This window comes from Caballeronia sordidicola, assembly GCF_002220365.1.
In the GTDB taxonomy this organism is placed as follows: domain Bacteria; phylum Pseudomonadota; class Gammaproteobacteria; order Burkholderiales; family Burkholderiaceae; genus Caballeronia; species Caballeronia sordidicola_C.
On the sequence record NZ_MTHB01000256.1, the window covers coordinates 133,783 to 158,019 of the forward strand.

Annotated in this window: 22 protein-coding genes; 9 read left to right on the forward strand and 13 right to left on the reverse strand. The window is 59.3% G+C overall.

The genetic code is table 11. The features are described from left to right. The first annotated feature begins 43 nt into the window (after nucleotides 1-43). The 4 genes from BSU04_RS36520 to catA all read left to right on the forward strand — a co-directional run bounded on the left by BSU04_RS36520 (nucleotide 44) and on the right by catA (nucleotide 4,513). Nucleotides 44-1,183, forward strand: a complete 1,140-nt coding sequence (locus BSU04_RS36520; RefSeq protein ID WP_089165092.1) for an acyl-CoA dehydrogenase family protein — start codon at nucleotides 44-46, stop codon at nucleotides 1,181-1,183. Nucleotides 1,184-1,223: 40 nt separating this feature from the next. Continuing rightward, nucleotides 1,224-2,117, forward strand: coding sequence for an amidohydrolase family protein (locus BSU04_RS36525; RefSeq protein WP_089165093.1), 894 nt, complete (start codon nucleotides 1,224-1,226; stop codon nucleotides 2,115-2,117). Nucleotides 2,118-2,416: 299 nt separating this feature from the next. After that, on the forward strand, nucleotides 2,417-3,550 hold the full coding sequence (locus BSU04_RS36530) for a muconate/chloromuconate family cycloisomerase (protein WP_089165094.1): 1,134 nt from the start codon (nucleotides 2,417-2,419) through the stop codon (nucleotides 3,548-3,550). 54 nt (nucleotides 3,551-3,604) lie between these two features. Continuing rightward, a complete protein-coding gene (gene catA, locus BSU04_RS36535) occupies nucleotides 3,605-4,513 on the forward strand; it encodes a catechol 1,2-dioxygenase (RefSeq protein WP_089165095.1) in 909 nt (302 codons plus the stop codon). A gap of 162 nt (nucleotides 4,514-4,675) precedes the next feature. Here the strand turns inward: catA and BSU04_RS36540 are convergent, their stop codons facing one another. The 5 genes from BSU04_RS36540 to BSU04_RS36560 form a co-directional block, all read right to left on the reverse strand. After that, the gene (locus BSU04_RS36540; RefSeq protein WP_179258561.1) at nucleotides 4,676-5,665 is read right to left on the reverse strand and encodes an anti-sigma factor family protein; all 990 of its coding nucleotides are present in this window, start codon (nucleotides 5,663-5,665) and stop codon (nucleotides 4,676-4,678) included. 8 nt (nucleotides 5,666-5,673) lie between these two features. Beyond that, nucleotides 5,674-6,597 (reverse strand): anti-sigma factor family protein, encoded by a 924-nt coding sequence (locus BSU04_RS36545; RefSeq protein WP_089165096.1) that lies wholly within the window; start codon nucleotides 6,595-6,597, stop codon nucleotides 5,674-5,676. Then, nucleotides 6,594-7,139 (reverse strand): RNA polymerase sigma factor, encoded by a 546-nt coding sequence (locus BSU04_RS36550; protein WP_089165097.1) that lies wholly within the window; start codon nucleotides 7,137-7,139, stop codon nucleotides 6,594-6,596. The genes BSU04_RS36545 and BSU04_RS36550 overlap by 4 nt, the downstream gene beginning before the upstream one ends. Before the next feature lie 329 nt (nucleotides 7,140-7,468). Next, complete coding sequence (locus tag BSU04_RS36555) at nucleotides 7,469-8,722, reverse strand: aromatic ring-hydroxylating oxygenase subunit alpha (protein ID WP_089165098.1); 1,254 nt, start codon at nucleotides 8,720-8,722, stop codon at nucleotides 7,469-7,471. Between the two features lie 158 nt (nucleotides 8,723-8,880). Next, nucleotides 8,881-9,786 carry a LysR substrate-binding domain-containing protein gene (locus BSU04_RS36560; RefSeq protein ID WP_089165099.1) on the reverse strand — a complete coding sequence of 302 codons (906 nt, stop codon included), beginning with the start codon at nucleotides 9,784-9,786 and terminating at the stop codon, nucleotides 8,881-8,883. Nucleotides 9,787-10,042: 256 nt separating this feature from the next. Between BSU04_RS36560 and BSU04_RS36565 the strand changes: the two genes are divergently transcribed. From BSU04_RS36565 to BSU04_RS36585, 5 genes are read left to right on the forward strand one after another with little or no spacing between them, the layout of a single operon-like run. After that, on the forward strand, nucleotides 10,043-11,677 hold the full coding sequence (locus tag BSU04_RS36565) for an ABC transporter substrate-binding protein (RefSeq protein ID WP_089165100.1): 1,635 nt from the start codon (nucleotides 10,043-10,045) through the stop codon (nucleotides 11,675-11,677). Continuing rightward, nucleotides 11,677-12,624 carry an ABC transporter permease gene (locus tag BSU04_RS36570; protein ID WP_089165101.1) on the forward strand — a complete coding sequence of 316 codons (948 nt, stop codon included), beginning with the start codon at nucleotides 11,677-11,679 and terminating at the stop codon, nucleotides 12,622-12,624. The genes BSU04_RS36565 and BSU04_RS36570 overlap by 1 nt, the downstream gene beginning before the upstream one ends. A 33-nt stretch (nucleotides 12,625-12,657) precedes the next feature. Further along, entirely contained in the window at nucleotides 12,658-13,461 is an 804-nt protein-coding gene (locus tag BSU04_RS36575) for an ABC transporter permease (RefSeq protein WP_256983728.1), read from the forward strand. Then, complete coding sequence (locus BSU04_RS36580) at nucleotides 13,458-15,107, forward strand: ABC transporter ATP-binding protein (RefSeq protein ID WP_089165103.1); 1,650 nt, start codon at nucleotides 13,458-13,460, stop codon at nucleotides 15,105-15,107. Before BSU04_RS36575 ends, BSU04_RS36580 begins: the two co-directional genes overlap by 4 nt. Continuing rightward, nucleotides 15,091-17,133: a CocE/NonD family hydrolase gene (locus BSU04_RS36585; protein WP_089165104.1), complete on the forward strand. Its 2,043-nt coding sequence runs from the start codon at nucleotides 15,091-15,093 to the stop codon at nucleotides 17,131-17,133. The genes BSU04_RS36580 and BSU04_RS36585 overlap by 17 nt, the downstream gene beginning before the upstream one ends. Before the next feature lie 40 nt (nucleotides 17,134-17,173). Here the strand turns inward: BSU04_RS36585 and BSU04_RS36590 are convergent, their stop codons facing one another. The 8 genes from BSU04_RS36590 to BSU04_RS36625 form a co-directional block, all read right to left on the reverse strand. Continuing rightward, the gene (locus BSU04_RS36590) at nucleotides 17,174-18,046 is read right to left on the reverse strand and encodes a cytochrome c oxidase assembly protein (RefSeq protein WP_089165105.1); all 873 of its coding nucleotides are present in this window, start codon (nucleotides 18,044-18,046) and stop codon (nucleotides 17,174-17,176) included. Nucleotides 18,047-18,413: 367 nt separating this feature from the next. After that, nucleotides 18,414-18,686: a hypothetical protein gene (locus BSU04_RS36595; protein ID WP_089165106.1), complete on the reverse strand. Its 273-nt coding sequence runs from the start codon at nucleotides 18,684-18,686 to the stop codon at nucleotides 18,414-18,416. Between the two features lie 304 nt (nucleotides 18,687-18,990). Beyond that, nucleotides 18,991-19,956 carry a sterol desaturase family protein gene (locus BSU04_RS36600; protein WP_089165107.1) on the reverse strand — a complete coding sequence of 322 codons (966 nt, stop codon included), beginning with the start codon at nucleotides 19,954-19,956 and terminating at the stop codon, nucleotides 18,991-18,993. An 8-nt stretch (nucleotides 19,957-19,964) separates the two neighbouring features. After that, complete coding sequence (locus BSU04_RS36605) at nucleotides 19,965-20,981, reverse strand: YncE family protein (protein WP_256983729.1); 1,017 nt, start codon at nucleotides 20,979-20,981, stop codon at nucleotides 19,965-19,967. A 327-nt stretch (nucleotides 20,982-21,308) separates the two neighbouring features. Then, nucleotides 21,309-21,932: a ParB-like protein gene (locus BSU04_RS36610; RefSeq protein WP_089165109.1), complete on the reverse strand. Its 624-nt coding sequence runs from the start codon at nucleotides 21,930-21,932 to the stop codon at nucleotides 21,309-21,311. Between the two features lie 388 nt (nucleotides 21,933-22,320). Next, nucleotides 22,321-22,983 carry a hypothetical protein gene (locus tag BSU04_RS36615; RefSeq protein WP_089165110.1) on the reverse strand — a complete coding sequence of 221 codons (663 nt, stop codon included), beginning with the start codon at nucleotides 22,981-22,983 and terminating at the stop codon, nucleotides 22,321-22,323. Nucleotides 22,984-23,269: 286 nt separating this feature from the next. After that, the gene (locus BSU04_RS36620) at nucleotides 23,270-23,659 is read right to left on the reverse strand and encodes a hypothetical protein (RefSeq protein ID WP_144021466.1); all 390 of its coding nucleotides are present in this window, start codon (nucleotides 23,657-23,659) and stop codon (nucleotides 23,270-23,272) included. Between the two features lie 120 nt (nucleotides 23,660-23,779). Next, a complete protein-coding gene (locus BSU04_RS36625) occupies nucleotides 23,780-24,232 on the reverse strand; it encodes a zinc-finger-containing protein (protein WP_089165112.1) in 453 nt (150 codons plus the stop codon). Between the last annotated feature and the right edge of the window lie 5 nt (nucleotides 24,233-24,237).

Here is a 24,237-nt window from a genome sequence, read left to right on the forward strand (position 1 = left end):
ACTCTACCGTCGTGGCGCGGGGAAACCCGCTCCCGCAAATCCTATGATCGATTTTTCGTTGACTGACGACCAGCTTCAGATGATGGAGGCCGTTGATCGCTATCTGAGTCATCGCCTGCCGCCGTCAGAAGTGCTCAGACGCGACGCAACGCATACGCCGCCCTATGACCTGCTCCCTGAACTAGGCGATCTCGGCATTCTCGGCATACCCTTCAATCCCGAACACGGCGGTTTGGGCGAGAATTGGATGACGCTCGCGCTTGTTCAGGAGCGCATGGCACGCCATGCCTACTTTGCGGCGTCAATTGTGTCTCGGGTGGTGGCGTTTGGGGGCATGTCGTTAATGACCTACGGCAGTGAAGAGCAACGCGCCAAGTATCTTCCTGAACTGATTGGGGGCCGCGCACTATTTGCTTTGGCGCTATCCGAGCCTCAGGCAGGTAGCGACGCGACGGGAATCACGACCCGCGCAGAAAGAGTCGATGGAGGCTGGCACATCATCGGCCGCAAGACATGGATTAGCGACGCAGACCGGGCAACTCATCTGGTGCTTCCTGCCCGTACCGAAAAGGGTGCGACGGGTTCGCGTGGCGTCAGTGTTTTCTTGGTGCCGAGACACTCTGCTGGCATCAACATGACCACGCTGAACAAAGTGGGCAATCACTGCATGCCAAGTTATGACGTTGGCCTTGACGATGTGTTTGTTTCGGATGACGCGATGCTGGGTACCGAAGGTGATGGCTTTAAGCATATTCTTTCGACGCTTCATTTCTCCCGTTCCAGCATGGCAGCCGCCGCCACAGGGTGTGCTCAGTCGGTCGTTGAGATGGCACTGGCTCACGCAAAGGAACGAATACAGTTCGGCAAGCCACTGTTCGCTAACCAGGTAATCAGGCACCGGCTTGCAGATATGCAAATGCGGGTTGATCAGTCAAGGCTGAGTGTTTATCACCTTGCGTGGATGCTATCGGAGGGGATGGACTGCAAGCGACAAGCGGCGCAAGCGAAAATCATCGCGACCGAGACGCTCCAGTTCGTGACCGATCACGGCATGCAGATTCTGGCAAGCGCTGGCTACTCAATGGACTCCCCTATGCAACGTATCTGGCGTGACGCTCGTTTGTATTCCTATGGAGAGGGGAGCAACGAAATTCAGCGTGAGCTTGTGTCCCGTGAACTTTAAACCGTAACTACGAACAGTGATAACTGAGTGAAATCTATCAATGACCCAATCTAACGGTATCGCTGCGATTGACATCGTTGTAAACATTTGGACTGAAGAGGCGAACCGCATCAGGCCGCGGCGCGACGACTTCTTTGGTGGAAAGATGAAAGTGCGAGACGATACGCTTGCCTTTATTTCCCACGAGGAAATGCTCAGACGCATGGATGCAGCGGGAATTGAACGATCTTTCCTGATAGCCAGCCGAGTTGGAAGAAAAGGTCATCCCGCCTGCTATCACATGCCGTACGAAATTGTCGCGGAAGCGATTAATCAATATCCGGATCGATTCTATGGACTTGCCGGAATTGATCCTTATGAAGGTATGCGGGGCGTCGCCGAGTTTGAACGGTCCGTAAAGGAATACGGGTTTATCGGCGCGCACACCTATCCTCACTGGTACGAGTTGGCGCCGGATCACGCAAAGTGGTACCCCTATTATGCGAAATGTGTTGAGCTAGATGTTCCCGTCCAGATGCAGGTCGGACAATCGATGATTTACGATCCGAACTATCCTCTGAAAAGTGTTGGGCGGCCGATTACTCTCGATGCCGTTGCATGCGATTTCCCTGAACTGAAGCTGGTCGGAATACATGTCGGGATTCCATGGACGGACGAGATGATCGCGATGGCATGGAAGCATAAAAATGTCTTCATTGGCACCGACGCTCATAGCCCGAAATATTGGCCTGAGGCGTTTCTTCATTACATCAATACATTTGGCCAGGACAAAGTCATGTTCGGGACGGACTTCCCGATTTTGGACTTTGAACGAACAGTGAGCGAGATCGAAGCGCTGAATTTCAGACCGGAAGCGAAGCGCAAAATGCTTCGCGATAACGCCGTACGGATTTACAAGTTGCCGATTCCGAGGGCGGACGGGTGCGGTTTGTGAAGATTTGGGTACCGGTCAAACCGCGGCCGGAAATTCTTGAGCGATCCACGTTGCCTCGAATGTCGGACATTGCCGCAGGGTCTCAAACCTGCCCGCCTTCGGAGCGGGAGTAACGTGGGGGCACAGCGACTACTCAAGGTTGCACGACTGTCGCTGTACACGTACGAAATTGATTGATAACGATATTCAATGCGGCGATCCTGCGCTCCATACCTTCAGGGTATGAAAGTAGTCGGAAGCGGTGTTGGACTTCCCGGTTCGTTTGTTTCTACCATGTGTGCTCCTGGAGGGAACGCACGATGGTGACAACAGTAAAAGCAGCGGTAAGAATAGAAAGCGTGGAAACGCTGCTGATAGACGTTCCAACGATCCGGCCGCACCGCCTGTCGGTCGCGACCATGAACTGCCAGACTTTGGTTCTGGTCAGGATTCGCTGCTCGGACGGTGTAAGCGGCGTAGGCGAGGGCACGACCATCGGTGGTCTCGCGTATGGCGAGGAGAGTCCCGAGAGCATCAAGGTCAATATCGATACCTACTTCGCACCCTTGCTCAAAGGGTTGGATGCAACGCGGCCGGGTGCCGCCATGGCGAAGCTGCGCAAGCTGTTTCAGGGCAATCGTTTTGCGAAGTGCGCGGTGGAAACGGCACTCTTCGACGCCCAGGCTCAACGGATCGGCGTGCCGCTGTCGGAGTTGTTCGGCGGCCGCGTGACCGACTCGGTTGAAGTGGCATGGACGCTGGCGAGCGGCGATACGCGGCGTGACATCGATGAAGCCGAGCAGATGCTGGACCTGCGGCGGCATCGCGTGTTCAAGCTGAAGATTGGTTCGGGAGCGGTAGCCGACGATGTGGCGCATGTCGTAGCAATCAAGAAAGCGCTCGACGAGCGTGGCGACGTTCGCGTGGATGTGAACCAGGCGTGGAGCGAGTCGGATGCCATCTGGGCGTTGCCGCGATTCGCCGATGCCGGCGTCAGTCTTGTCGAGCAACCCATCGCCGCCACGAACCACGCGGGCCTCAAGCGCCTCACCGACCTGGCCCGCGTGCCGATCATGGCTGACGAAGCACTGCATGGCCCCGCCGATGCATTCGCACTGGCGAGCGACCGTTGCGCCGATGTCTTCGCCGTCAAGATTGCTCAGTCCGGCGGACTGCTGGGCGCGGCAAGCGTTGCATCGATCGCGCTCGCGGCCAATATCGATTTGTATGGCGGCACGATGCTCGAGGGGGCAATCGGCACGATTGCATCGGCGCAACTATTCAGTACGTTCAGCGCGTTGAAGTGGGGGACGGAATTGTTCGGCCCGCTCCTGCTGACCGAGGAAATTCTCACCGAGCCCCTGCGTTATGAAGACTTTTCGCTGCACCTGCCACAAGGTCCGGGCCTGGGCATCACGCTCGACTGGGAACGTATCGAACGGCTGCGACGCTGACCCGCACTGATTCGCACTAACTGCACCGACCCCACACAACACACGGAGACAAACATGGACCACCAAGCTATTGATGCACTGCTCAAGACCATTAACGACAGCGCCACCAGCGAGGGCAATGCGCGCACGAAGGCGATCGTGAACCGCGTTATACGAGACCTGTTTTATACGATAGAAGACCTGGACGTACAGCCTGATGAGTTCTGGACCGCGCTCAACTATCTTGGCGAAGCGGGCAAGAGCGGTGAGCTCGGACTGCTTGCTGCGGGCTTGGGCTTCGAACATTTCCTCGACTTGCGAATGGACGAGGCGGAAGCAAAGGCAGGACTTGAAGGCGGTACGCCGCGCACGATCGAGGGACCGTTGTATGTGGCCGGCGCGCCGGAGTCGGTCGGGCATGCACGTCTGGATGACGGCACGGATCCGGGCGAACCGCTCGTGATGCGCGGTCGCGTGATTGGCGAAGACGGCGCGCCGCTGAAGGATGCGCTGGTTGAGGTATGGCATGCCAATCATCTGGGTAACTACTCATACTTCGACGCGTCGCAACCGGCGTTCAATCTGCGTCGAACCATTCGTACCGATGGCGCGGGTAACTACAGCTTCACGAGCGTCGTGCCGGTGGGCTACAGCGTGCCGCCCGCCGGCAAGACCCAGCAATTACTCGATCAGTTGGGACGTCATGGTCATCGTCCGGCGCATATCCATTTCTTTATCTCGGCGCCGGGTTATCGCAAGCTGACGACGCAGATCAATATCGACGGTGATCCGTATCTGTGGGACGACTTCGCGTTTGCCACGCGTGATGGTCTTGTCCCCGCGCTTAAAAAGGCGGAAGGGGCGCAAGGCAAACCGTATGGAGTGGAGGGTCAGTTCGTGCTGATCGATTTCGACTTCACACTCTTTAAGCAACGCGATGATATGAGGAGCACGGAGGTTGAACGCGCGCGCGTGGGAGCCTGAGCCTGATAGTCAGAGGCAACACACGTTGATGCTTGGTTCGCTGCCTACCGCTGCGATGCGGCGCAGCGAACGCTTCTCTTAGATGACTTCATGCATGCACGCTAAGTGCCGGCTGCGTCCGTAAAAGACTGGCCCAATCAACAGAACAGCCTGGCAATCAATTTATTCCACGCTGGCCACAATAAACGACCTCGAGCCAGAGGCCACGTTTGCCGATGCCAGGGCGGCAGTGACCGGCAACGAGGTTTCACGGCCGAACAGCGTGGCGGTTCCGCCTGCCGATATCTGCTTGCCAAGCGCCGTCAGGTCGACACCTTCCGGCTGACCGATCAGCGCATAGCCCAACTCGGCCTGCCGCCATGTGACAACGGTCATGGAGGCGACCCGCTGGTCAGCTACCCCAGCATCGGGCTTGACCTCCTTCATCACGCACAGCGCAATGGGCGCGCCTTTTTCGGGCAGGTAGACAATTTGCACGAGCGGTTTGTTGTTGAACCGCAGGCGCTGCACGCGCTTGAACGTGAGTCCGGCCGCGCTCAGGTCGGGAATGCGCAGCGCGAGGCCATCGTCCTGGCGAATTTCCTTGACGGTCTTGATCGACAGGTTGGCGTCGGTATCGACGTACGCCAGCGTATCGCGGGAATAGAGTTGCTGATAGCTGGCCGCCGCCATCACCCAAGGCGATACGCCCATGCCGACCGACGCTAGTGAAGCGCCTGCATTCGATGCCGGACTCACGCCGGGGCCTAGCCGAAGTACCAAGCCGCAGGCAAACGCACCAGCCAGGAAGGCGACGCCGAGCCACGCCGGTGCTACGCGTAGTCGCGAGCGGATGGGTGAAGAAGACGGACTGCCTGGAGCGCGAGGAACGACAGGGTCGTTGACGCTAACGTCGGGAGTGGCGACGGACTCGACGGTTTTTGCCTTCGCAGCACGCGCCATCTCTTCGATCTTCGCGCTAAGGCTACTCGGCACCGGTGGCAGCTTTTGCGCGGCGAACGCATCGCTGTACGGCAGCCGCGATGCCTGCAACAGCGCGACGCGTTCCGCCACGTCGGGAGACGTGCGAAGTTCGCGCTCGACTTCCTCGCGTTGGTGCGGCGGCAGTTCGCCGTCCACGTAGGCCATCAGCAGGATATCGTCCGATTTCATAAATTGGCTTAGGCGGCTGGCGGGAACAACGGTGAACTCGCTTTGCTAAACAACTGCTCCACCTCGCGATTCGAAATACGCTTGCCGAGTGCGTCCAGATCGACGCCTTCCGTCTTTCCGATCAACGCGTAGCTAAGCTCCGCTTGCCGCCATGTGACCACGTGCATTGTGTCGACCACCTGGGCGCTAACCGCTTGATCAGACTTCATGCCTTTCATGACGCATAGCGCAATGGGCGGTCCTTTCTCAGGCAGATAAACGATCTGCACGAGTGGCTTGTTGTTGAAACTCAAGCGGCGCACGGACTTGAAAGTCAGGCCGGCGCTGCTTAGGTCGGGAATACGCAGCGCGAGTTTGTCCTCACGACGAATGTCATCGATTATTTTTGTTGTCGCTGCCGGATTCTCGTCGGCGTAAGCCAGCGTGTCGCGCGTGTAAAGCTGCTGATAGCCAACCGCCGCGGTTACCCATGGCGAGAGGCCGGAGCTTGCCATTGTTGCGCTGCCGGAACTCAGCGTGCCCGGGCTGAGAAGAGGAAACATCCCGGGCCGCAAAAAGAGTCCGCCGCAAAACGCGCCGGCAACACAGGCCGCTGCGAGCCACGTGGGAACCGTGCGCAAACGGGAGCGAACCGGTGCGGAGGCGGGCGCAACGGAGGACAACGCAACCGAAGGATCGTTTGCGCCGAGAGCCGCGCTTTTAGCGCTGTGTGCGCGAGCCATCGCTTCGATCTTCTGTGTCAGCGAGTCCGGCACAGGCGGTAATTTTTGCGCAGCGAACGCCTGCTTGTAGTCAAGACGCGACGCTTGCAGCAGCGCTACTAACTCCGCGGCTTCCGCAGAAGCGCGGATGTGCTCCTCGACTTCCCGGCTCTGTTGCGCAGAAAGTTCGCCGTCCACATAGGCCATCAGGATGAGGTCATCGGTTTTCATGCGATGGAGTCCTTGCGCGTGACCGACGCCTTCGCTTTCGAATCAGGCGTGCCCAATAATGCCCCGACGGTCTGACGCGCGCGCGACAGGCGGCTCATGACGGTGCCAATGGGTACTTCCAGAACATCCGCCGCTTCCTGATAGCTCAAGCCTTCCACCGCGACCAGCAGCATGACGACACGCTGCGCTTCGGGCAGCCGTTCAACGGCGCTGATGATCTGGCCGTGCATGAGTTGGGCTTCCGGGCCTTTGTCGACCGGGTCGGCAACGTTTTCCAGGAAGTCATCGTCCCAATCCATGCTGGAGCGCTTGCGTACGCTGCGCGCTCGCAACTCGTTGATCCAGGTGGAATGGACGATTGAAAACATCCAGCTTAGCGGGGAAGTATCGGGCTGTAATTGATGCGCCCGTTCGAGCGCACGCACGCAGGCTCTCTGAACGAGATCCTCCGCGTCGTGCCGATCACCGGAAATGCGAAGCGCGAACGTCCAAAGTCGCGGCAGCATCTCGGGAAGCATGCCTGGTAAGTCTGCGCCGTTCATTGAACGAATGTCTCCCATGATCCCTGTGTCTACTCAAGTGCTGTTGAGCGCATACATGTGCGTGCTGCATCGCGTTAAATTCGCTCGTATTTTAGCGTGATGCGGCACATGTCGCTGGACGTGATGGGAGGCTTGAATGCTGCCGTTTGGGGGGCGTATGTTGAGCCAACCTCGATGGGTCGGTAAGCATTCGCAGGGCGATCCGCGCTCGCTGTAAGGTCAGAGTAATCAGGCGCTAACCATCGAGCGAGTGCGGCGGTCGCTGCCTGATTAACTGAAAATTCCTGCAACCGCGCTTGATTACCGGATCACAAGCGTGACGCAAGGCATCAGACGCCGTGCGCTTCCAGCCGCGTCGCGTACCAGCGTGAAAATCGTTCGAGATACGACTCGGTGAACGGCGAAAAAGGTCCGGGCCGGTAGCCGGGGTCTTGCGTACCCTGGTGATTGATTGCAACAAGGCGGGCGTCCTGAGCATTGGTCGCTTGCCATACCTCGATCAGATCGGACAGCGCATAGTCAACGCCCTCGATTGCATCCTCATGAACGAGCCATTTGGTTCTGACCAGCGTTCGATCCGGTGCAAGCGGGATGAGGTACGAGATGACCGCGTGGTCGCTCATGACATGCGACCACGAGTTGTGCGTCCACAAATGGGTGTCGCCGAGATCGCGGCGCGTGTTGTCGCCGAGCAGCCTGGTGCTGGCGACCTTTGTGTTCATCGTTTGCGATTCACCGTTGCCGGCAATGACCAGGCGCTGTGTCCGGAACAGCGTGGCTACGTCATCCAATCGTTCTACGGCTTCGCTGAGCAGTCCCTCCTTATGCCAGCTCGCAAGCGAAGCCGCATTGCGCGCCCGATATTCAGCGAGCGCGCGCTCCGATTCCTCACTCAAGCCGTCGGGGCAGAAGCCGAAATCTTCGGCCAGGAACGATACAGTAAGCTCAGGATGCGTCGCGCTGCAGTGGTAACACTCGCGGTTGTTTTCGATTGCCAGCTTCCAGTTGCCGTTTTCAATGATGTCCGTTTCGTAGGCGATCTTCGTGCGAGCCAGATCGAACGGTGCGAGGCGTGGTGTCATGGTCTCGTCAAGCGCGGCAATGTCCACGGGCGCTTCGTCGTTCAGGCACACGAAGATCAACCCGCCTATTACACGTAAGGGGACAGGCATCAGGCTGCGGCAGGACGGATCGAAATGCTGTCCCATATGCGCGGCGTGTTTAAGACCGCCGTCGAGGCCGTACGTCCACTGATGGTAGGGACAGACAAGCATTCCCACGGAACCCTTGCCTTGCTCGCGCAGGCGCGCGCCGCGATGACGGCACACGTTTCTATACGCTCGAACGAAGTTGTCATCGTCGCGAACAATGATGATCGAGGCGCGGCCGATATCGACCGCCGAGACATCGCCGGGCTCGCGTACGTCGGCGGTGACACCCGCCATGATCCAGTGCTTGTGGAAGAAGATATCGACGTCGTTCTCAAAGACGTCCTGCCGGCCGAACAGGGCGCCGGGCATGCCGTGACCTGAAGCCCGACTGCGAAACAAAGCGCCGTGCGTAGTGCCATTGATGCTCGACATCCGCTGGTCCTTATCAGATTCCCTACATTGCCAGGCGCGACCTGAGTCGCGGATTGAACGGAGTATCGATAGGCCAATTCGAAGCGTCAACGCGCTTTATTTTCTCGCTCGCATAACAATAGGTAATGTCAACGGCGGGTCGGCGAGACGCATCAGACTCACGCCACCGTCTCCTCACGAAGCCATTCGATGACGGCATCCACCGCCGGCGTGACGGCGTGTCCGTGCGGCACTACGGCGTAATACGCATCGGTCATTTTCACGCAGGCCTCGCCGAGCGGCACCAGGCGTCCCGACGTCAGCATGTCGCCCAGCATCCGCCGCCAGCCGAGCACAACGCCCTGGCCCTGCAACGCGGCGTGAATGGCATCGGTGTACAGGCTGCAACGCAGGACATAATTCAGGCGGCGGCGCTTGATGCCCACTGCGTCGAACCAGTCTTCCCAGCCCATCCAGCCCTCCGACGTGGAGTCGTAGGCAATCAGCGGGGCATCGCTCAGGTCATGCGGCGACTGCGGTTCGCCATGCGCCTCGAGCCATGATGGCGAGCAGACCGGCACCACCTCCTCATTGAAGAGCAGCGTTGAGTGACCGTCGCGCCAGTTGCCCGAGCCATAGCGAATGGCAATATCGACTTCGTTGTGACGCAGGTCCGCGGTGAACATCTGCGTGGTCAGGCGAAGCTTCAGTTGCGGCTGCGAGCGCTTGAGCAGCGGCAGCCTGGGCAAGATCCGGAATTGTGAAAACGCGGCAGTCGCCAGGATCGCGAACTCCTGTTCCCGTGTGTTGCTGCTGAGACTGTCGAAGGTGCCCGCGATCTTCTGGAGCGATTCCGACGTGACGAAAAAGAGGGCTTCCCCTTCTTTCGTGAGCGCGATCGAGCGATGCAGCCGATGAAACAACTGCAGCTTCATGGCGTCCTCGAGAAAGCGGATTTGCCGGCTGACGGCGGCCTGTGTGACGCCGAGTTCGTCGGCTGCAAGCGTGAAACTCTTGAGCCGCGCAACGGCTTCAAAGTCGACCAATGCGTTAAGCGACGGAATCAGGCGACGGTATCCTTTCATTTCTCGCGCTTCCAGTTTTCTTCGGGGGCCCGCTTGAGTTGCTCGCATGGCAACTTGCGTCCAAATGGCTGGCGTTCATATTACCTGTTGTTATGCGAGCGTGAAAATAAAGTGCGTTGACCGCGTAGTTTTGCCTACGGATACTCGCCGCGAGGTCGCTGCTCTGACCCTGTTGTCCGATAAGGGGGCGCCCGGATTCACCAAGCCGGCGCGAATCCTGATCCGACGCGTTGACACCATGAGGAGAAGCTCAAGCATGAAGCCGTTCGACGATCAAGGGGACTTGTTTGACCTGCCGCTGCATAAGAATCCGGATCGTCAGTCAAGTCACATAAGTCAGTCAAGTCACATAAGCCGCCGGCAGTTTCTGCAAGGCGCTGCAGCGCTGGGTGCAAGCGCGGGGCTTGGCCTCATCGTCCCGGCTAGCGCGTTCGCGGCGCCGCAGCCCAAGCGCGGTGGCCTGCTCAAGCTCGGCATGGGCGGCGGCAATACGACAGACTCGATCGATCCAACGCTGCTGCCGGATTGGGTGCCGCTCAACCAGGCGTACATGCTCATGAACGGCCTGGTCGAGATCGATGCAAAAATGCATGCACAGCCCGAGTTGCTTGAAAGCTGGGAGGCAAAACCCGGCGCTGCTGAATGGATTCTCAAGGTACGCAAGGGCGTGGTGTTTCATAACGGCAAGACGCTCGATGCAGACGACGTGATCTATTCGATCAACCTGCATCGTGGCGATGCGTCGAAGTCGGCGATCAAGTCGAGTCTCGCGGACGTGACCGAGATCACGAAGATCGACCCGCTGCAGATATCGATGAAACTGAAAAGCGGCAATGCGGATCTGCCATACCTGCTGTCTGATTATCACCTGCTGGTGGTGCCGAATGGCTTCAAGGACTGGAGCCATCCAATAGGCACCGGTCCCTTTGTATTCGGCGAGTTCACGCCTGGGGTACGGTCACTCTTCAAACGCAATCCGCGCTACTGGAAGAGCGATGGCCCCTATGTGGATGCAGTCGAGCTGATCGTGATCAACGACGCCACGGCGCGCACGAACGCGCTTATCTCAGGCCAGGTCCACGCGATCAACCGGGTCGACTTCAAGACAGTCGACCTGCTCAAGCGCAGCCCGGCTGTCAGTATCGTGCGCTCATCGGGTGGCCAGCACTTCACGTTCTTGATGGACTGCGCAGCATCGCCGTTCGCCGACAACAACGTGCGGCTCGCGGTCAAATACGGCATTGATCGCCAGAAACAATTGACGACCATCCTGCGCGGTTACGGGTCGGTCGGCAACGACCATCCCATTCCGAAGACCGACCGCTTTTACGCCGCGGATCTGCCGCAGCATGCGTACGACCCCGACAAGTCGAAGTTCTATCTGAAAAAGGCTGGCTTGTCGGAACTGAAGGTCGAGTTGTCAACGTCCGACGCAGCCTTCGCCGGTGCGGTCGATTCGGCTGCGCTGTTCCAGGGCGAGTGCGCGCCTGCGGGCATTCAGCTTTCCATCCGCCGTCAGCCTGCCGACAGTTACTGGGACAAAGTGTGGATGCAGGCGCCTTTTTGCATGGGCTATTGGGGCGGTCGACCGACGGCGGACCAGATGCTCTCGACCGCATACAAGTCCGACGCGAAATGGAACGACACGCACTGGCGCGATCCGAAGTTCGACGCATTGCTGCTCCAAGCGCGCGCGATGCTCGACGACACCAGGCGTCGCGAGTTGTACCGCGAGATGCAGCTTATGGTGAGCGACGACGGCGGCGCGATGATCCCGCTCTTCGCCGACTATATCGATGCGACCAGCAGCAAGCTTCAAGGCGCCACGCCGCATCCGCTGTTCAACTTCATGGGTGGCCGACTCGCGGAACACGTCTGGCTGGAGTCGTAATGAAGCGGCTTGTCTTGCAGCGGGTGCTGGCGGGTGTGTTGACGCTGTGGCTTGTTTCCGTGCTGATCTTCGTGGGCACCGAGTTGCTTCCCGGTGACGTGGCTTCTGCCATCCTAGGTCAGTCGGCGACGCCGGAAACGGTCGCGGCACTACGGGCGTCGCTCGGTCTCGACCACCCGGCGCTGCAACGTTACGGGCTATGGTTGCTGCATTTCCTGCATGGGGACCTCGGGACGTCGCTGACGAACGGACGTCCGGTCAGCGAGGACTTGCTGCCTCGGCTGTACAACACGCTGTTTCTCGCAGGCTATGCGGCGCTTGTCGCGGTGCCGCTGTCGGTGCTCGTTGGCATCGCGTCCGCAATATGGCAGGACAGTCTCTTCGATCGGGCGGCCAGCGTGCTGTCGCTTGCGAGCGTATCGATGCCGGAGTTCTTCGTCGGTTATGTTCTGCTGCTCTTGCTCGCGGTCAAGTTTCCACTGCTGCCGAGTCTGGCCGCCGTGTCGCCCGACATGGCTTTCTCCGAGCGACTCTATGCCACCACCTTGCCAACGCTCACCCTCTTGTTCGTCGTGGCCGCCCACATGCTGCGCACCACGCGAGCGTCCGTGCTCGCCGTGATGGGCAGCGCCTACACCGAAACAGCCATTCTCAAGGGCCTGCCCAAGTCATGGATCGTCGTGCGTCACGCGCTGCCCAATGCACTCGCGCCGATCATCAACGCGGTGTCGTTCAACCTGGCGTACCTGATCGTTGGCGTCATCATGGTCGAGGTGGTGTTCGTCTATCCGGGTGTCGGGCAGTTGATGGTGGACGCGGTATCAAAGCGTGACCTCCCGGTGGTGCAGGCTTGCGGGATGTTGTTTGCCACGGCTTATGTCGGGCTCAATACCGTGTCCGACGTGCTCGCTGTCTGGGCCAATCCACGCTTGCGGCATGCGAGGTAAGAGCCAATGAAAGTGTTCGGCAAAGAAGTGCCCATGAGCGCGGCGATCGGGATGTTGCTTGTCGCGGTCATTGCGATGGCCTCGTTGTGCGCCTCGTTGATCGCGCCGCATGGCGAAACCGAAACGGTCGGCGACGTATGGATGATGCCCGGTGCTGGCCACTGGTTGGGCACCGACAGCATTGGACGTGACATGTTTTCGCGCCTGTTGTACGGCGGGCGTACAACGCTCGGCCTGGCGCTCGCGATCACGCTGATCTCCTTCTCGCTTGGCATTGTGACGGGGTTCGCGGCCGCGGTGCTGGGACGCAAGGTGGACCAGGTGCTGTCGCGGATCGTCGACACCCTCATGGCGATGCCCGTCCTGATCTTCGCGCTGATGATCCTGTCAGTGTTGGGAACGTCGATGCCGGTGCTGATCGGCACGATTGCGATTCTCGATTCAACGCGCGTGTTCCGGCTCGCGCGACTGGTCGCACAGGGCATTGCCGTACAAGAGTATGTGGAAGCGGCGCGGCTGCGCGGAGAAGGGCTCGCGTGGATCATCCGCCGCGAAATCCTGCCGAATGCGGTGCCACCGCTGTTGGCAGAATTCGGCATGCGCTTTGGGTTCACGATCCTGTTCGTCGCGGGTTTGAGCTTCCTCGGGCTGGGCATCCAGCCGCCCTACGCAGACTGGGGGGGCATGGTCCGCGACAACGCGCAGGTGATCAACTTCGGCGGCATCGCGCCTCTGGTCCCGGCCGCGGCGATTGCGTTGCTGACGATTGGAATCAACCTGATCGTCGACTGGCTGTTGTCGGTGCGGGCAGTCGGGCAGGCGGGAGTGATCGCATGAACCCAGTCTTGAGAATATGCGCGTTGCGGGTCGAGGCACCCAACGCTCAGGTGCTGGTCGACAACGTCGATATCACGCTTGCTCAAGGAGAAGTGCTCGGGCTGATCGGCGAATCCGGCGCAGGTAAATCGACTATCGGCCTCGCCGCGCTCGGTTATGCGCGCGGCCGCTGCCGGATCACAGGTGGCGAAGTGTGGCTCGCCGGCGAAAACATCCTGGGCGCGACGCCGAAACGGCAACGTGCGCTGCGCGCAACCAAGGTGGCTTACGTGGCCCAGAGCGCAGCCGCTGCATTCAACCCGGCGTTGACCATTGGCGAGCAGGTCTGCGAAGGGCCAGTGCGACACGGATTGATGGGCCGCGACGAAGCGCGAACGTGGGCGCGCGAGTTGTTCGCGTCACTCGACCTTCCAGACCCGGATACGTTTGGGCGACGTTATCCGCATCAGGTCTCCGGTGGGCAGTTGCAACGGGCGATGGTGGCCATGGCGATGTCTTGCAAGCCGGAAATCCTGGTGCTGGATGAGCCGACTACGGCGCTTGATGTGACCACGCAGATCGAAGTGCTGGTCGTGCTGCGCAGGATCGTGCGTGAGTTCGGCGCTGCCGCGCTCTACATCACACACGATCTGGCGGTCGTCGCACAGGTCGCCGACCGTATCATGGTGCTGCGTGGCGGCCGGATGGTCGAGGAGGGGTCAACGGACGCGGTGCTCAACGCCCCGCGCGATGACTACACCCGGCGTCTGGTCGCTGAACGAAGCGCCGCGGACACCTTGCGAGCCAGTCCTGCGCATGCGGCGGAGCCGCTGCTGAGTATCGAAGGACTGAACGCGGGTTATCACGGCAAGGCGATCGTTCGCAATATCGCCCTGCAGCTTGCACGTGGTGAAACATTGGCGCTGGTTGGCGAGTCGGGTAGTGGCAAGAGCACGGTCGCGCGAGCGATCGTTGGTTTGATCGAGCAGCAGAGCGGTACGCTGCGGTTCGACGGCAAGCCCTTGCCTCATAGGCTGACTGAACGTTCGCGTGAACTGAAACGGCGTATCCAGCTCGTCTACCAGTCGCCTGACGTCGCCCTCAATCCGACGCACAGCGTCGGCGAGATCATCGGGCGTCCGGTGGAATTTTACTTCGGTATCCATAAGGATAAGATCCGCGAGCGCGTACTGGAGTTGTTATGCCTGACGGAGTTGCCGGAAACGTTAATTGACCGGAAACCGGCCGAGCTGTCCGGTGGCCAGAAGCAGCGCGTTTGCATTGCACGGGCGCTGGCGGCGCAACCTGACCTGATGATTTGCGACGAGGTCACGTCAGCCCTCGATCCCCTCGTCGCCGACGGCATTCTCTCGTTGCTGGAGTCGCTGCAAAAACGCATCGGGCTGTCATACCTGTTCATTACCCACGACTTGGGCACGGTAAGGCGTATTGCGCAGCGCGTGGCGGTAATGCTGCGAGGCGAGATCATTGCGCAAGGCGCTACGGCTGACGTGTTTAACGCGCCGAGTCATGCCTATATAAAACGGTTGTTGTCGTCGGTGCCCGAATTGCGGATCGGATGGCTCGACGAAAATCTCTTGCAGAGCGAACGGCCGGTTGAATCGAACACTTTGACGGGAGAGTTGAAGTATGCAGCGCAACAATGAGCGAGCGGTGCGCGTGATCGAGCACGTCTGGATTCCACTCGCTGACGGTACACGGCTCGCGGCGCGTATCTGGCTGCCTGACAATGCCGGGACCGATGCTTCCCCCGTACCTGCGATCCTCGAATACATTCCCTATCGCAAGCGCGACGGTACTCGTTCGCGCGACGAGCCGATGCATCACTACTTCGCATCGAACGGATTTGCGGCGGTGCGCGTCGATATGCGCGGCAGCGGCGAGTCCGACGGTCTGATGGCCGATGAATACGTGCTGCAGGAGCAGGATGACGGGTTGGAGGTGATTGAATGGATCGCCCGGCAACCCTGGTGCAGCGGCGCGGTCGGCTTGATGGGGAAATCGTGGGGAGGTTTCAATGCGCTGCAGATCGCGGCACGCAGGCCGCCGGCGCTTAAAGCAATCATCACGGTCTATTCAACCGACGACCGTTACGCGGACGATATTCATTACAAAGGCGGCTGTCTGCTCAACGACAACCTGTGGTGGGGCAGCATCATGCTCGCCTATCAGGGGCGTCCGCCTGACCCGTTACTGTACGGCGCCGAATGGCGGTCCGCATGGATCGAGCGGCTCGACAAGCTGCCGTTCTTCCCCGCATTGTGGATGGAACATCAGCACCGTGACAACTACTGGCGCCACGGCTCGATATGCGAGGACTGGTCTGCAATCCAGTGCCCCGTGTTTGCGGTCGGCGGCTGGGCCGACAGTTATACGAATGCCGTGTTCCGACTGATGGCGGGCTTGCAGGTGCCACGGCAAGGCCTGATCGGACCGTGGGCGCATATCTATCCGCACGACGGCGTACCCGGGCCTGCGGTCGGTTTCTTGCAGGAAGCCGTGGAGTGGTGGAACCGATGGCTGCGTCCGGAGCATAACGACAGTTCACGCTCGATGTCGAAGCGTCCAGCGTTGCGGGTGTGGATGGAAAGCGCTCGCGCTCCGCAGACCACCTACGCCATGACGCCGGGCAGATGGATCTCGGAGGCTGCATGGCCGAGCCCCTCAGTCGCCATGCAGCCGCTCTTTCTGGGCGATGCGACATTGACACGTACTGCGCCTGACACGGCGGCCCGTGTGCTGGTTCACACGCCTCAGGGCCACGGCGTGGCGGCCGGCGAATGGATGGGTACTGGCGTTGCAGGCGAGTCACCGGCCGACCAGCGTATCGACGATGGTCTCGCCCAGGTGTTCGACAGTGCGCCGTTGAGCGAACCGTTGGCGCTGCTCGGTATGCCGGAACTCGAGATCGATGTGTCGAGTGACCGACCCGTTGGGTATCTGTGTGCGCGGATTTCCGAGGTGATGCCGGACGGCTCGGCAACGCGTGTTTCTTATGGCGTATTCAACCTGACGCATCGTGACGGTTCCGCCGAACCCGTTGCCTTGATGCCGGGCGAGAGGATTCGCGTACGGCTGACGCTCGATGCGTGCGCGCATGAATTCGGCGTCGGCAACCGGGTCAGGTTGTCGTTGTCGACCACCTATTGGCCACTGATCTGGCCCGCGCCGGAGGACGTGACGCTTGAGCTGACGCTTGGCAACACAGCGCTTCATCTGCCGGTGCGCGAGACGAAAGGCGCTGATCTCCCGGTTGAGTTTCACGCTCCGGAGCGAGGTCCCGCAACGCCCACCGAGCAGGTGCGCGGCGGCAGCATGACACGCACTTCGTCCTATGATTTGACGGCCGGCGAATGGACGTACATTACCGAAGGGATCGGCGGCCTCTTTGGGGAAGGCGTGCAGCGGTTTACGGAAATCGATACGACTGTCGAGCACAATCTGAAACGCTCTCTAAAAATCCAGGGCAACGATCCGCTTAGCGCCCGCTATACGCTCACGCAATCGCTGCGCATGGGACGAGAAGGTTGGGACATTCTTGTGCGCAGCGAAGTACATATGTCAGCAGACAAGGAACACTTCTATCTGACGGGTTCGTTACAGGCCGAGGAGAATGGCGAGAGGGTGCGCGAGCGAAGCTGGGATGAAACTATCCCACGCCTGTTACTTTAGTTGCGGCCACCGAGCGGGGAAAGTCCTTGACCAAGCCCCGTTACAGATTTCTAACCCCAAGGGCAGGCTTAGCTCGACGTTTCGCAGGCTTCGGCTTGGGCGGCACGCGCGGCGGGAGTTCGGAGAGACGCATCAGATGGCGCAACGCCATCATCGCGCCGATCGCCTCAAGCACTCCGGCCGGTACCCACATGATCAGTCCGCCCAGGCTCTGGTCGAGCGTCGCCGGAACTGACGTGAACGCACGGCCGCAAAGCGAAAAGATCGGATAGAGGTCGTGCGTCGAAAAGGTAATGATAGCGCCGACCAGGATCTGAGGCGTCATGGTGATGACCGGCGACAACACCCGCAAGCCCGGCCGGGTAAGACTCGGCGGATGCGGCCGATGATCCAGCAGCATCCACCAATACAGCAGCCCGCTCACCGCGACCGACCAGTTCATGAACGTGTAGATGCGCCAGTCCAGCATGGCGACGAACTGCACGGATGGAATCAGCCAGAAGACAACCGAGATGACGAACGCCGCCGAGATGAACATCGGATTCAGCACAACGGTAGCGACTACACGCGCTGGCCTCCGGTATTGCCAACGCCGCAGCGCGCTACGCCAACGCAATGGCAGGCCGGTCCGAAGTGCGCTTCCCGGATAAGACGACATCAGGATCAGTGGGGCGAGATGGTGCAGCACCAGATGCTGGAGCCGATGCACAAAGAACTCGTGCTCGGCGTAATAGTCGAGTCGCGTGTGAAGCGCTATGTAGAAGAGTGCGAGACCCACCCAAAACGCTATGCGCCGGGCAATGCCGATACGAACATGGCGCGACCCTCGCGCATACAGCAGGGCTGTTATAACGAAGACTGCCACGAGCCCGAAAGAAGGTTCCCATGGGACGAGCAGGTTGAGCAGAGACATGGCAGGTCGGAGTATGTAAGAAAGGCTTGACGCGCCCGCGTCTGCGCCTCAGCGACCCGCATGTTAGCAGGTGCGTGGAGCGCTTGCTGGTGGTGGCAAGGGCTTGGTCACGGTAGCGTAGCGCTCACGTAAGATCGGGTGATGAAGCATTCTGAATCACGGTCATCGTTTTCCAGCCGCAGTGATCAGATGTGCCGTGCACTGATATTTCCAATGTCAACTGAGCCTGCGCGACATCGAGTAGTTGTTGTTCGAGTTCGGGGTTGTAGTCAGCTACGCCCCAAAGTAAGTCCCGTGCACTGATTGCAATAAATTCGGTGCGAGCTTCGCGGATCGTTTTGTTCCTGGGGGAAACGCGGCGATGGTTTCAAGATGTGTCTATCGGCGAAACGGCGGATCTGTCCAACGAGGTGCTTTTGACACATTCGGCGAAATATTCTGCCGCCGCGCCGAACACGCGATCCTTCCGGTACATGAGACTCAGCGTGAGTTGAGGCGGCTTGGCATCAGCCTCGATGCGCGTCAGGATTGCGCGTTCTATCTGCTCGTTCAGTAGAAAGTCCGGCCATACGCTCACTATGCCCGGTTCCTGCGCCAGTTCTGTGTAGAGCCGCTGCAGGGCGGTGTGTGCATCCACCACCCAGAATTCGATTTCAACGACGACGTCTTGCCGCTCGGAGTACGTTTGTTCGGCACGCTGACACTCGCACGTCTATCCGCCTGATTTCAACGAACCGGTCTCATCCGATATTTGTCATGCGACAAATATCGGATGACGCTCCCGCAGTGGCGTCTATCAATTTTTGCTTAAATCATGAGTCAACCGTTTTCATATCGAAAACTGGGTCGACGCAATACAGCAACTTGGCAAGCAATGAGCGTCACTTCAGCAGTAGGCTGCCGGCGTGGTGCCTGGAATCCGGCAGTGCTATCAAGATCCCCAATCAGGAACCGCCCTGCGCTTTTTTCGATGGCGCCCGGATTTCATCGATGAAAAACCGCAAGCCGCCCAGTTGCTGGGCGAAGTAGCCACCGCTTGCCATCGACTCAGGCGCGCGCCGATCTCCGGTAGGAAGGTACTCCGCCGAGAAGTCGGCCGTGCGAAACACGATGTCCCAGATCGGGAAAACGGCGCCGTAATTGCACGAGTTGCGGCCAGCGGCGCGCAGCCCATGATGCAGACGGTGAAAGCGTGGCGAGACAAGCAGCCTGTCGCCAAGCCAGCCAAAGGACATGCGGATATTGGCGTGACTCAGGCTTTCGATGAAACGCATGAACAGGAACAGCAGCGGAAATTGCAGTGGCGGAATGCCGATTGCCAGACCGACCACGCCAAACCAGATTGCCGCGATAAGATCGTCCAGCAGGTGATTCCGGTCGTCTGACCAGAAGCTCATCTGCCGTTGTGCGTGGTGCAGCGCGTGCAATGCGTACCAGCCGCGCCATGAGTGCGACAGGCGATGACGCCAGTAGTCTGCGCAATCGAGAATCAGCGCGTACGCCAAGAACGTGATGATCGGGTGTCCGAGCAGCGCCGGTATGACAGTCTCCAGCGTTGGCGGGATATAGCCGTGAGCGACCACAAAACCGTTCACCCACACCTGCACCTGATAAAACAGCAAGAAGCTGACGACGGGCAATAGACCGACGCGATTGAGCACCGTATAAAACGCGTCCGTCACCACTGTTTTTCGATCTTTCCAGTGTTCGATCGGGAACAGCGCTTCCAGCGGCCAGCAGACGGCATAGGTGACGATGACCGCGAACATTCCATACACGCACACGAGTACCCAGTCGAAAGACAGCTCCTCCCACTGCATCCAGCCGAAGTGATAAAGCAACGGCAGGACGAGGTATTGATCGATTTCGCCGGCCAGGGCGTTAAACAATCTGTCGAGGAATATCAGCATGGCGTTCTTTACAAGGTTTCCGCGGTGATCGGGCCCTTACGGCTCAATTCTGAACTAAGGAAAATGCCATGCGGCGAGCGCCCCACATCAATAGTCTCGTAAGCACCGCTCTTTGGGTCCAGCACCGCGACCTGTTCACGAAAGCGCAACGTAACCCATAGCTTGCCATCGGGCGCGACGCCGATGTCGTCCGGTCCTGCGGCGTGGAACGGATACGTGCGTTGTATGGCGAGGGTAGTGGGATCCATGGCGACCAGGGAGCCGCCGATGCGGTTGGATACGTAGAGCGTGCTGCCATCCGGTGAAAGGAAAATGTTGTGCGGACCGACTCCCGTCTTGACTCGCCGCAGCACGTCACCCGTGACCGGGTCGACCTCTGCCACGTGATCGCTACCCATGACGCAGACGAGCACCTTGCCGTTGTGCCATAGCACGCCGGCCGGGGTCGAACCCACCTTCGACTTCCAGCGTATCGCCATGGTGGTCAGATCGAACGAAACAAGCGTTCCCGAGCCTTGCATGGAGTTGAAGCTCCAGCGGGAGTCCGGCGAGAAGTCCAGATGGCTTGGCATGGAGCCGGGCGAGAAACGCTTGGCGAGGCTCAGGTCCTCAGTGTGATAGACATCGACATAGTCGAGCCGAAGCGCATTCACGACGAGGTATCGATGATCTGGCGTGAAGCCAAGTTGGTAGGGATCGGCAATGACTTTGTGGCCGAGCGCGGTACCGGTATGCGGATCGACGATGAACAACGCGTTGCCGCTCGCATCGGCGATATAGAGCTTGTTGCGGTCCTGCGAAAGTGCCCAGTGACTCGGCTCACGCAGCGTAGGTAAGCTACGAACGACTTTGCGCGATGCCATGTCGATGACCGAGACACTGGCTTCGCCGGAATTCATCACGATCGCCAGCGACGATGTGGCGGCGTTAGCGATTTCAGACCGGAGAGCCATAAATGGCGACAGACTCAGGCTTAGGGGAATGGCGAGGCTGCGGCCAAGTACTGCGCGACGTGAAAGCTTCATGGGAGTAGGCATTTCGTAAATCAGCTTTCTATTTTACGGGAAGGGGTACCGGCGAGCTCAGGTGGAATCATGCACGGAGGAAGATCGGCAAACTAACGACGCCCCAGATACTTTCAGTTCCGTAATCGAACTCGTGGATTCAGGCGAATGATGTGTGATTGTCGCATTTTTGCTTGAAACCATAGTGCGTCGACTATGTTGCTGACGCAGTCTTTGTTCGCGGTCGTCGTTCGGTGGACGACCGGGTCGAACCAGCGGGCACTGGGCGCCCGCATTTGGTTTATCAATGAAATTGCACCTACCTGTGCGGAGCCGACGCAGGTCCGCTCACCGGCTTTCCGTTACCCCGGACCAGCCCGGCAGATACCGAGCCTCTGGCGTGTGCGCGACAGCTTTGGCCTGATCGAGCGCCTTCGTAAAGCTCTTGCGGATCTTGCTCTGCGCGACGCGCGGACGCAGGAAATCGGCCCACAGGAATTCGCTGAACGGCGTCGCGTCCTTTGCGAAGCCACCCACCCGGCGCAGTTCGCCAGCGAGGCTTCTATACGGATCGTCCGCCAGCCCGGTTACCATCTTGGGGAGATGTTCGTAGTCGTATCGCGAGCCGTCCGCACCGAACGGATGCACCCACTGGTTGTGCTCCATCATGCGCCAGAAGATTGCCTCGTCCAGCCACGAGAGGTCCTTGAGCATTGCCACCTTCACTTCCTTCACGCCCTCTTCGAGCAACGCCAGCCCGAGGTGATGATGATCCACGATGTAATAGAGCTTCTCCGGACCGAGTACCGCGGGGAACCAGTGCGAAGCAATGGCCTCGCTGCGCGCCTTCTTGCCGAGCGTCTTCCAATGCTCGCGCTTCTCGATGACTTCGCGATAACCCACTGTCATCTGTGTGGGCCGCAATGCGGCGAGTTTCGCGGGGATCAAGTGATTGTCGGGATGCTGGACCATGTTCGCCTCATAAATTTGAGTTGCCGCAACAATAGCGCGGTTCCCTTACGCCGACAATTTGTATGCCACGCGGGCGAAGGGCAGTGTCAGCGGCGGCGATTGCGCAAGATCAAGCCATAAAAAATGCGATGTGCGTTATCAAGGTCATGGGTTGGTCGGAAGCGACTGATCGGTTTCACTCTACGTTATTCATCAATGTTTTAATTCGGTATGCGAATCAAATAGGTGAGACAACGTGGTTTTACGTTTCAACACCGGTGCTAAACGAGTGAATGGCGCCCGTCACGGGTAAGAATAGTCGGGAAACGTACCCTCACAGGGCTGTTGGGGTTCGCACACGGCGACACTAAACGCAACCGGCGCCTGACCACCAAGGGCGAACGTTGACCTACGCCGGGCCACCCACGACGAGTCCCCTTCCTCTATTTCCAGACCGGTGCGGACTGGGCGTCACGTGTGAAGGAGAGGGGGCTCGTTCATTGCGGACCTTGTGGCGTTGTTCCCACGCGGCGTACCGGCTGAGCGCAGCGTCGAAGTCGATCAAGTAGTCGTGATCCTTGACCGCGCCCAATTCGTTTTCTTCGCGCAGTTCAACCGCCATGAGCCATGCTCGTCGCCCGAATTCAGCGCAATGCCCTTTGATGGTTGCGGCGAACTCGTCAACATCTGAGCATCGATCGTTTGTCTGGATCCGCTCGGCGTTATGCGTTTGATCAGCGCTGAAGGCCCGAAGGTAAGACGCCTTTCCGGCTTCGAGATCACGCCATTGGATGTCATTTGAAAATGCAAAAGGGGGTATCTCTATGTCGCCCATCTGCACGTGCCGCTGCTCTGACAGATCTCTGCGTTCTGCGCGATCGATGGTTACCTGACAGCGATGGGCAAACTCTTCGAGGGTGATGGCTGCGGCCAATGCAGTATGACGACCGGCATGGACACGCTCGGTGGCGTTGCGCGCTGAGTTGCGCTTGCGCGCAATCGTATTGCAAGCCACGTTGACGACCGCGCTGAAAACTCCAGCGCCCAAGGCGACGGCTAACCAAGGCGACATAGTGCTCTCGCTAGATTTGACCGGCGCGTTGTCGGCCGATCTTTACAGATGCCAATGCATAACGAGACGACTCCCTGCGCGCGGTGCAAGTCCGGTCACATCGGAAGCGGCCCAGTCAATTTAATCATTTTGCTGTGAACCATGTCACTTTATTTCACGAATGACGCTTGCAGTGTTGTGAAGTTTTGACACAGTGGAAACCCGCTCGTGCGGTCAAGGCAATGGCTTATGGGTGGCGCGGCGAGTCTGCCAGGCGGCCGTCAAGAAAAAAGACAGGTCTTTCTGTTCACGCCCTCTTTAATTTTGGCATCGGGTCCGCTGCGCCAGATTTAAGGCGCTCGAGCCGCTCGCTGGCTGCACCGAGTGCGCCCAACGGAGCGTTGTGGAGTTGCGCATCGTGCACGCATACGACGCGTGCGAGCTGCTCGCAGCTTTCCTCGTCGAGTTTCCAGACCCCCGTGGCGTGGCCTTGCGCAAACGCGGCGTTAATCGCACTCTCGCTTTCCAGCCACGCCTCGCGGGTGATTTGTCCATATCCGGCCTCGGCGACGTACGCCGTCAGGATCAGGACTTCTGCAAGGGATTGGGTTCCGGCCATCCATCCGGTGCCGTCGCGCAGCGCCTGCAGTGCGCAATGAGCGTGCAATGAAAGTGTGTCCGCGTCCGACTTGGGCATCGGAAGAAGCTGCATTTTGGACAAGCGGACGCGCGTTGCTTGCGCGCTGCGGTCAAACGGTAGGGTGCGGGCCATGGAGTCGTCGGGAGAGTTGTCCCCAGGTTAACGTACAGGTCGCGGTTATTCTGAAGGGCTCGCAGCCCGGCGATTTTGTTCGAATTGCTCTATTACGCCGACTGCCGCCCTGCATTGCTCCAGGTCCAGCAAATTGATGTTGCAAGCTTTGGGCTCTATTTTCAGTTCCCCTGCCAGCCACTTATAGCCCTTTGATCTTGCTTCGAAGATGCTTACGCCGTCGCGTCTGGCCTTCGCCTCGGCCATGGGTTCCAGCGCGGCGTGGAGTTTCGCTTTCCATTCCCGCAGTTCGGCATTCGCCAGCCGTCCGAGCGGGAGGTTGCGCGTACTGCGCGCGAATATCCCGATCCAGGCCTCGCACGGCACGCATAACCACAGCGGCCCGTGTCCGTCTTGATACGGGTAAGCCGCTTCTGCGGGCCGCACAAGCGTTGCCTTTGCGCCGCAATAGTCGCAATCTGGATGGGGTAGGGCTTGAACCGGACGGCCGACTCGCATGAGTT

What these genes read in the sequence shown, in the direction of transcription:
- BSU04_RS36520 (WP_089165092.1), top strand. Translation starts at nt 44, where the DNA reads ATGATCGATTTTTCGTTGACTGACGACCAGCTTCAGATGATGGAGGCC.
- BSU04_RS36525 (WP_089165093.1), top strand. Translation starts at nt 1,224, where the DNA reads ATGACCCAATCTAACGGTATCGCTGCGATTGACATCGTTGTAAACATT.
- BSU04_RS36530 (WP_089165094.1), top strand. Translation starts at nt 2,417, where the DNA reads ATGGTGACAACAGTAAAAGCAGCGGTAAGAATAGAAAGCGTGGAAACG.
- catA (WP_089165095.1), top strand. Translation starts at nt 3,605, where the DNA reads ATGGACCACCAAGCTATTGATGCACTGCTCAAGACCATTAACGACAGC.
- BSU04_RS36540 (WP_179258561.1), bottom strand. Translation starts at nt 5,665, where the DNA reads ATGAAATCGGACGATATCCTGCTGATGGCCTACGTGGACGGCGAACTG.
- BSU04_RS36545 (WP_089165096.1), bottom strand. Translation starts at nt 6,597, where the DNA reads ATGAAAACCGATGACCTCATCCTGATGGCCTATGTGGACGGCGAACTT.
- BSU04_RS36550 (WP_089165097.1), bottom strand. Translation starts at nt 7,139, where the DNA reads ATGAACGGCGCAGACTTACCAGGCATGCTTCCCGAGATGCTGCCGCGA.
- BSU04_RS36555 (WP_089165098.1), bottom strand. Translation starts at nt 8,722, where the DNA reads ATGTCGAGCATCAATGGCACTACGCACGGCGCTTTGTTTCGCAGTCGG.
- BSU04_RS36560 (WP_089165099.1), bottom strand. Translation starts at nt 9,786, where the DNA reads ATGAAAGGATACCGTCGCCTGATTCCGTCGCTTAACGCATTGGTCGAC.
- BSU04_RS36565 (WP_089165100.1), top strand. Translation starts at nt 10,043, where the DNA reads ATGAAGCCGTTCGACGATCAAGGGGACTTGTTTGACCTGCCGCTGCAT.
- BSU04_RS36570 (WP_089165101.1), top strand. Translation starts at nt 11,677, where the DNA reads ATGAAGCGGCTTGTCTTGCAGCGGGTGCTGGCGGGTGTGTTGACGCTG.
- BSU04_RS36575 (WP_256983728.1), top strand. Translation starts at nt 12,658, where the DNA reads ATGAGCGCGGCGATCGGGATGTTGCTTGTCGCGGTCATTGCGATGGCC.
- BSU04_RS36580 (WP_089165103.1), top strand. Translation starts at nt 13,458, where the DNA reads ATGAACCCAGTCTTGAGAATATGCGCGTTGCGGGTCGAGGCACCCAAC.
- BSU04_RS36585 (WP_089165104.1), top strand. Translation starts at nt 15,091, where the DNA reads ATGCAGCGCAACAATGAGCGAGCGGTGCGCGTGATCGAGCACGTCTGG.
- BSU04_RS36590 (WP_089165105.1), bottom strand. Translation starts at nt 18,046, where the DNA reads ATGTCTCTGCTCAACCTGCTCGTCCCATGGGAACCTTCTTTCGGGCTC.
- BSU04_RS36600 (WP_089165107.1), bottom strand. Translation starts at nt 19,956, where the DNA reads ATGCTGATATTCCTCGACAGATTGTTTAACGCCCTGGCCGGCGAAATC.
- BSU04_RS36605 (WP_256983729.1), bottom strand. Translation starts at nt 20,981, where the DNA reads ATGAAGCTTTCACGTCGCGCAGTACTTGGCCGCAGCCTCGCCATTCCC.
- BSU04_RS36610 (WP_089165109.1), bottom strand. Translation starts at nt 21,932, where the DNA reads ATGGTCCAGCATCCCGACAATCACTTGATCCCCGCGAAACTCGCCGCA.
- BSU04_RS36615 (WP_089165110.1), bottom strand. Translation starts at nt 22,983, where the DNA reads ATGTCGCCTTGGTTAGCCGTCGCCTTGGGCGCTGGAGTTTTCAGCGCG.
- BSU04_RS36620 (WP_144021466.1), bottom strand. Translation starts at nt 23,659, where the DNA reads ATGCCCAAGTCGGACGCGGACACACTTTCATTGCACGCTCATTGCGCA.
- BSU04_RS36625 (WP_089165112.1), bottom strand. Translation starts at nt 24,232, where the DNA reads ATGCGAGTCGGCCGTCCGGTTCAAGCCCTACCCCATCCAGATTGCGAC.